The organism is Gemmatimonadota bacterium (assembly GCA_026705765.1).
Taxonomy (GTDB): Bacteria; Latescibacterota; UBA2968; order UBA2968; family UBA2968; genus VXRD01.
Map to the genome: position 1 here is coordinate 1 of JAPPAB010000099.1, position 7,413 is coordinate 7,413.

Below are 7,413 nucleotides of genomic sequence, written 5' to 3' on the forward strand. Positions count from 1 at the left end.
GGGTGCCGATCCTTTTTTGTCGGATGATCTGGCGCGGCTGTTGCATATACAGCAGGCGTCTTACGATGAAATTTTTGCCAGGTCGGATTATATTACGTTGCACGCGGCGTTTACGGACCAGACCCATCATCTCATTTCTGAATCGGCGCTTGCAAGGTGCAAGGATGGGGTGCGTATTATTAATTGCGCCCGGGGTGAGCTTGTGGATGAGGAGGCACTTGATAGAGCGATTGATGCGGGTAAGGTGGCGGGGGCTGCATTAGATGTGTTTGGGGAAGAGCCGCCTGCGGCTGATCATCCGCTGATTACAAGGCCAGAGGTGGTTACTACGCCACATCTGGGGGCTTCGACGTTTGAGGCGCAGGAAAATGTGGCGCGGCAGATTGCGATGGATTTGCGCGATGCACTGCAGGGTAAGCCCGTTCAAAGTGGCATTAATTTGCCGCCGATTGATCCGGAGTATCTCGATGCGATCAGTCCTTATTTGTCGCTGGCTGAAAAGGTGGGGTCGCTGCACGCGCAACTTATGGGCGGGCATTTGCACAGGGTGATTAATCGCTATCAGGGTGTGATTCAGGAATACGCTACGGCGCCGCTTACGGCTGCGGTTTTGAAAGGTATTTTTGAATTTCAGGCTGAGGAGCCGGTGACGCTGGTCAATGCGCCTTTGTGGGCGAAGGCGCGCAGTATTCGGGTTGAAGAGTCCAAGAGCAGTCACGCGGATTATAGCAATTTGATTACGATAGAGGTCGAGACTTCGGAAGAGACGACATCGATTTCGGCGACGGTTTTTGGGCGGCGAGATTTGCGTTTGGTTCGCATAGATGATATTGAGGTGAAGGCAAAGCTCGAGGGGAATATGATTGTTTTGGGCAATCGAGATGTGCCCGGTGTGGTGGGACATATGGGAAACTTGTTTGCGGTAAATGGAATCAATATTGCCGATATGGCGCTGGGGCGCAGGAGCCAGGGCGGCGAGGCGATTATGGTTTTTAATATCGATACGCCAGTGCAGGATGAGGTGATGGCCGATATTGTGTCTCAGGAGTTTGTGAATTGGGTTAAACAGGTGAAGCTATAAAAAAAGGATAAAAAATGTCTGTTTCAGCTATTGTAGGTGCAAATTGGGGTGATGAAGGCAAGGGCAAGATGACGGATGTTCTGGCGCGGGATTCCGATTTTGTTATTCGCTTTCAAGGGGGCAATAATGCCGGGCATACGATTATTAATGAGTATGGGAAATTTGCCCTTCACCTTTTGCCTTCGGGCGTGTTTTATCCGCATACGACGAATATTCTGGGTACGGGGGTTGCATTGAATATTCCGGCTTTTATAGAGGAACTGGACGATCTCATTGCCCGCGGCGTGCCAAAGCCCAATCTGTGTATATCCGAGCGCGCGCAGGTGTTGCTTCCCTATCATCTGCTTATGGATGTGTACGAGGAGGAGCGGTTGGGGGATCGAAAATACGGTTCGACCAAGTCGGGTATTGCGCCGTTTTATTCGGATAAGTATTTGAAGGTGGGGGTTCAGGTGGCCGATTTGTACGATGAGGGTCGCTTGCGCGATCGCGTCGCACGCGCACTGGAGGTGAAGAATGTGCTTTTCGAGCATTTGTATCACAAGCCGCTGATGTCTCTGGAGGAGGTTGTGCCCGATTTGATGGCGGCCGGAGAGCAGATTGCGCCTTATGTTTGCGATACGTCGTTGTTGCTTCACAATGCGCTGAAGGAGAATAAGAAGATTCTCGTGGAGGGACAGTTGGGTGCTTTGCGCGATCCGGATCACGGTATTTATCCCTATCCCACGTCTTCTTCTACTCTGGCGGGGTTTGCGTCGATTGGGGCGGGTATTCCGCCTCATTCGATTACGCAGGTTGTCGCTGTTGCGAAGGCGTATTCTTCTTGCGTGGGGGCAGGTCCTTTTATTTCTGAGATTTTTGGCGAGGAGGCGGATGAGCTTCGCGAGCGGGGTGGCGATGCAGGGGAGTACGGTGCGACGACGGGACGGCCCCGCAGGATGGGCTGGTTCGATGCTGTTGCTACGCGCTATGGGTGTCGCATGCAAGGGGCGACGGCGGTTGCGTTGTCGCTGCTCGATGTGCTGGGTTATCTGGATGAGATTCCCGTTTGTACAGCTTATGAGATCGATGGGGAGAGGACAGAGGTGTTTCCAGTGCCGTCGCTGCTTGACCGGGCGACACCTGTGCTGGAAAAGCTGCCGGGGTGGGGAACAGATATTTCATCGGTGCGCCGGTTCTCGGATTTGCCGACAAATGCACAGCGTTATGTGAAGCATATCGAGGAATGGCTCGAGGTTCCGGTGAAGTGGATTTCCGTGGGGCCGAGACGGGAGGACATTATTGAGATGTGATGGTGTGCGTGTGGATCCTTATCTGAGAAGCCCGTTCTTTTGGACGGGCTTTTTTTGTCCCGGAGGACGATATTTTGGGGAAACCTCAAATTTTTCGGTTTTGTCAAAGAATAGGCAGAAAAGTCAGAATATCACATCAACTATAGCTTATGGAGGCAAATCCGATGTCGTCTCTTCCCGTTGGAGATTTTGTGCCGTCTGTATCCGAAGTGCGTATTCCGCGGCGAATGGATTATGAAGGTGAGTATATTGCGCTGTCACCTCTCGATCCCGAGAGGGATGCGCCCGGGTTGTTTGCGTGTTCGCACGGGACGGAATTTGTGGAGCAGTTGTGGACGTATATGGCGTATGGGCCTTTTGAAGATGTGTCGGCCATGCAGACGTGGATTGAGGGGATTGAAGATTCGGAGGATCCGATCTTTTTGAGTGTTTGGGATAAAGAATTTGATCGGCCTGTTGGTATGGTCAGTTTTTTAAATATTGCATCCGATGCGCGTCGGCTGGAGCTTGGGAATATCTGGTATGGTCCAGAGGCACAAAATACGTGTGCGAATACCGAGGCTGCATATCTCATGCTTTGCGAGGCGTTTGATTGTATGCGTTATCGCCGCGTGGAATGGAAGTGCGATGCGCTCAATGAACGCTCGCGGTCTGCCGCGCTCCGCCTGGGGTTCACTTATGAAGGGCTTTTTCGCCAGCATATGATTGTGAAAGACTGCAACCGGGATACGACGTGGTTTTCCATGCTGGATACCGAATGGTCCCGGATCAAAGAAAATATGGAGCAATGGCTGTATCACAATCCCGATAAATCATGGTCGCTGAGGGAAAAGAATCAGGGGTTGGGTTGACGTAATGGAACGTGCCTGTGACACAAAAACCCCAGACGATTTTCGCCTGGGGTTTGGTTTTGAGAACAGCGGTTATCTACGAGGGCAACTCTTGTGAGATGCGTTCCGCAAGAAAGACCTTGAGCAATGATTGATAGGGCACATCGCGTTTATTGGCAAGGAGCTTCAATTGTTCCAGCATTGTTTCTGGTAAACGAATAGAGATGGTTCTGGTTGATGGTTTCAAATTGGACAATGTGACGCGCTTGCCCTTTGTCCAATCTATATACTCAGTCGAGTCGTGAGTATCCCAGAATGCGCGCTCCTCATCTTCATTCTTGAACTTCGGGATCTGTTTCTTCCTGGGCATCGCTATAAACCTTCCTCTCTCGCCGACTCATAGGGCGTGCAGAAATCACGCGGATTAAATCCGTTCGAATTGTGAAAACAACAAATAATTGTCTTCCTGAATCTGTTTGTCCAAGCGCGTAATAACGGGCTTCTGTCGGACTGCTGCTGGCCGTATCTCCAGTGATCAAAGGTTGATTGAAGAAAATTTGCTCACATTCTGCAGACGATACGCGATGTTTAATCCAATTCTTGTGGGAATTGCCCGGATCCCACTGAAATTCCTTACATTTTAATAATTCAAGCAAATTTGTCTCCATATTTTTTGTATATGACTATTATATACAAAAAAATGTTTTTTTACAATAGTAATTTTTTTACTATTTTGCATATAGATTTGACATTTTTACAAAGGAGTCCACTATGTCTCTCGCTGCATGTATCTGGGCACTGACCTGTGCTGAGGAGGTCGCGTTGGAGCAGGTTGCCGATGCGGGGTTTACCCATATTGATATTCGTCCAGGTTGGCTTCAGACAGCCGATCTTCAACAACGGGCGGAGGACCTCGGTCTCGCTGTTTCGTGTATTGCCGCTTCTGCCGATATGCCCGAGGGGGTGTCCCTTGCAGGGGATGATTCACAATCCGCACGCGATCATATAAATCGGGCATTTGAACACGGCGCTTGGCTCGGTGCAACGACGGCGTACCTGGTGCCCCAGGGCGATGATGCCGACCTGTTTGCCGAGTCTTTGAGTGTGCTGGCTGATCAGGCGCAAGATGCAGGTGTCAAGCTCGCTGTTGAACACTTTCCGGGTACGTTTTTGCCGACGGTGCCGTTTACGCTCAATTATCTCGAGGAGATCGGCCATCCCAATCTGTATCTGCTTTTTGATATTGGTCACGCACAGATGGCGAATGAAGATCCCGCGGATATGATCGCGCTGGCAGGGGACCGGCTGGGTTATGTTCATCTCGATGATAATGATGGGGAGGAGGATCTGCACCTGGGTCTGTGCGATGGGGTGCTAACGCGGGAGGTGCTGCGATCTACATTTGCCGCGCTTCTGTCGGCCAATTATGCCGGGAATATGAGTCTCGAACTCAAGCCGGATATTCCAGATCCTCTCGACGCGCTGAAGAGGAGTCGGGGGATTGTGATTGAGAATTTACAATTTGACCACGATCCGTCCGCGCATTTGTCCAGATAAGATGCGGTCTATTTGATCATTCAGGTCTTCCAATCCGCATTCTGCGATTATGTTGTTCAGGGTGTTGATTTTCCAGTCTGTAGCGATACGTTGCCAGATTTTTAGTCTGAGGTCCATGGGGGACAGGACGGAGTCGATGCCGATTAGTTTGATGCCGCGGAGGATAAATGGATATACTGTGGTGTGCAGTTCGGGGGATGATACCAGGCCACAACAGGTTATTACGCCGTGATATTGCGTTGTTTTGATGAGTGTTGATAGGATGTTTCCACCAACGGTATCTATTGCCGCTGCCCAGCGGCCCGATAGGATGGGTCGCCCCGTGTCGTCGTCCAATGTACGCCGGTCTATGATTTCATAAGCGCCGAGGTTTTTCAGGAAGTCCGTTTCTGATGCTTTTCCGGTGGCTGCGACTACTCGAAAGCCATTTTTAGCCAATATCGCCACTGCGAGACTGCCTACGCCGCCGGTTGCGCCGGTTACTACGATGTCGCCCTGGCTTGGCTTTATACCTGTTTCGATGATGTGATGGACTGATAGTGCTGCTGTAAATCCCGCTGTTCCATATCCCATGCTTTCTTTCAGGGTCAATTTTTCGGGGAGTCTGACCAGCCAATGGGCGGGTACTCTGATGTATTGTCCGAATCCTCCCGCGGTATTCATTCCCAGGTCATAGCCCGTGACCAGTGCTCTGTCGCCAGGTTTGTAGTCGGGAATAGTGCTTTCGACGATTTCTCCTGCTGCGTCTATGCCCGGTGTGTGCGGATATGCCTGCGTTACGCCGCGGTGCCCGGTTGCGGATAGGGCATCTTTGTAATTTAGCGAGGAGTAGCGCACCCGGATCAGTACTTCGCCTTTGGGCAGTTCATCTATTTGCCGTTTTTCTACGGATCTCGAAAATTGATTCTCTGTTTCGCGTACGACGAGTGCTCGAAATGATGTCATTAAGTGTTCCTCCTTATTGGGACTTAAAAATTGTCTCTCAATGAGGTATTCAGTACACTATATTACACGTTACAACTCTAATCCCAAACAATAGTATAACACAATGCGCTACAAGTCCCTCAAACAATGCGTTGACGATCTCGATCGCAACGACCATCTCATCCGTATTGAACAGGAGGTGGATCCCTATCTGGAGATGGCGGAGATCCATCGCCGCGTTTTTCAGGCAAATGGTCCGGCGATTTTCTATGCGAATGTGAAAGATAGTCCCTTTCCGGCGGTTTCCAATCTGTTTGGTACGCTCGATCGCTCGCGTTTTCTCTTTCGGTCAACTCTGAGATGGGTCCAACGTCTGGTCGAGGTTAAGGCCGATCCGATTGCGTTTCTTCGCGCGCCCTGGCGCGCAATGGGGATTGCGAGGATTGCATTTAATACGTTGCCGAGAAGGGTGCGTTTTGGCGCGGTGCTCAAGCACAGTACAAGTATTGATCAGCTTCCTCAGATTCAATGCTGGCCCGACGATGGCGGTCCGTTTGTGCTTTTGCCTCAGGTTTATACTGAGGATCCCGATCAGCCGGGTATTATGAATGCGAATTTGGGTATGTATCGCATCCAGCTTTCGGGTAATGAGTATATACAGAACGAAGAAGTTGGTCTGCACTACCAGATCCGCCGCGATATTGGAATCCACCATGCCAATGCGCTCAGGCGGGGGGAGCCTTTGCGCGTGAGTATTTTTATTGGGGGACCGCCCGCGCATACGTTTTCTGCTGTTATGCCTTTGCCCGAGGGGTTGTCTGAGCTCATTTTTGCCGGGGGTCTGGCCGGGCGTCGGTTTCGCTATGCGCGCAGGAATGCCTGTGTTATTTCTACTGAGGCTGATTTTGTTATTACGGGTACCGTGCATCCCGGCGAGACCAAACCCGAAGGTCCGTTTGGCGATCATCTGGGTTATTATAGCCTGGCGCATGAGTTTCCCGTTCTCCATGTGGAAGATGTTTGGCACCGGAGAGATGCTATTTATCCCTTTACTGTTGTGGGGCGCCCCCCGCAGGAAGATACTGCATTTGGTGCACTTATCCACGAGATTACTGGTCCGATGGTTCCCGTCGAGATTCCCGGTCTCAAGTCTATTAATGCTGTGGATGCGGCAGGTGTCCATCCTTTGCTTATTGCCATTGGTTCGGAACGCTATGTGCCTTACCGAGAGCGACAACCACAGGAGATTCTCACGCTGGCCAATGCGTTGCTCGGTTTTGGTGCGTGTTCTCTGGCAAAGTATCTTTTTATTTGTGCGGGGGAAGATAGTCCCCATCTGAATACCCACGATATCGGCGCTTATTTTATCCACGTTCTCGAGCGGGTGGATTGGCGGCGCGATCTCCACTTTCAAACGCGTACGACGATTGATACGCTGGATTATTCGGGTACGGGGTTTAATGAGGGTTCCAAGGTTGTGATCGCCGCAGCCGGTGCGAAGAGACGCGATTTGTGGCGAGAGGTTCCGGGTGATCTCAGCTTGCCTGATGGATTTAAGAATCCCGCGATTGCGCTGCCCGGTATTGTAGCTGTTGAGGGTCCTGACTTTAAAGATGCAGATCAGGGGAGTAAGGATGTGGCCCGTCTTGCCGAGGCGCTTGTGTCTCAGTCTCTCGATGGTTTGCCGCTTGTCCTTATTGTCGATGATAGCGCGTTTTGTTCGCGCACG

At 51.1% G+C, this 7,413-nt stretch carries 8 protein-coding genes; 5 read left to right on the forward strand and 3 right to left on the reverse strand.

Translation table 11 applies throughout. The features are described from left to right. From OXH16_12695 to OXH16_12705, 3 genes are all read left to right on the forward strand, one after another. Window positions 1-1,081: ACT domain-containing protein (locus OXH16_12695; GenBank protein ID MCY3682253.1), on the forward strand; the 1,081-nt coding region annotated here is incomplete at its 5' end. Between the two features lie 14 nt (window positions 1,082-1,095). After that, window positions 1,096-2,373: an adenylosuccinate synthase gene (locus OXH16_12700; GenBank protein MCY3682254.1), complete on the forward strand. Its 1,278-nt coding sequence runs from the start codon at window positions 1,096-1,098 to the stop codon at window positions 2,371-2,373. Between the two features lie 164 nt (window positions 2,374-2,537). Further along, window positions 2,538-3,224 (forward strand): GNAT family protein, encoded by a 687-nt coding sequence (locus OXH16_12705; protein MCY3682255.1) that lies wholly within the window; start codon window positions 2,538-2,540, stop codon window positions 3,222-3,224. Window positions 3,225-3,300: 76 nt separating this feature from the next. Here OXH16_12705 and OXH16_12710 read toward each other — a convergent pair whose 3' ends face one another. Together OXH16_12710 and OXH16_12715 are read right to left on the reverse strand one after the other, a co-directional pair. Then, window positions 3,301-3,573: a BrnA antitoxin family protein gene (locus tag OXH16_12710; GenBank protein MCY3682256.1), complete on the reverse strand. Its 273-nt coding sequence runs from the start codon at window positions 3,571-3,573 to the stop codon at window positions 3,301-3,303. Beyond that, entirely contained in the window at window positions 3,536-3,871 is a 336-nt protein-coding gene (locus tag OXH16_12715; protein ID MCY3682257.1) for a BrnT family toxin, read from the reverse strand. The genes OXH16_12710 and OXH16_12715 overlap by 38 nt, the downstream gene beginning before the upstream one ends. A gap of 103 nt (window positions 3,872-3,974) precedes the next feature. On the opposite strand from OXH16_12715, the gene OXH16_12720 reads away from it, so the two are divergent. Then, window positions 3,975-4,760 carry a sugar phosphate isomerase/epimerase gene (locus OXH16_12720; GenBank protein MCY3682258.1) on the forward strand — a complete coding sequence of 262 codons (786 nt, stop codon included), beginning with the start codon at window positions 3,975-3,977 and terminating at the stop codon, window positions 4,758-4,760. Here the strand turns inward: OXH16_12720 and OXH16_12725 are convergent. Next, complete coding sequence (locus OXH16_12725) at window positions 4,719-5,705, reverse strand: YhdH/YhfP family quinone oxidoreductase (GenBank protein ID MCY3682259.1); 987 nt, start codon at window positions 5,703-5,705, stop codon at window positions 4,719-4,721. The genes OXH16_12720 and OXH16_12725 overlap by 42 nt on opposite strands. Window positions 5,706-5,808: 103 nt before the next feature. Here OXH16_12725 and OXH16_12730 point away from each other — a divergent pair. Beyond that, a partial coding sequence (locus OXH16_12730; GenBank protein MCY3682260.1) for a UbiD family decarboxylase occupies window positions 5,809-7,413 on the forward strand: 1,605 nt, incomplete at its 3' end.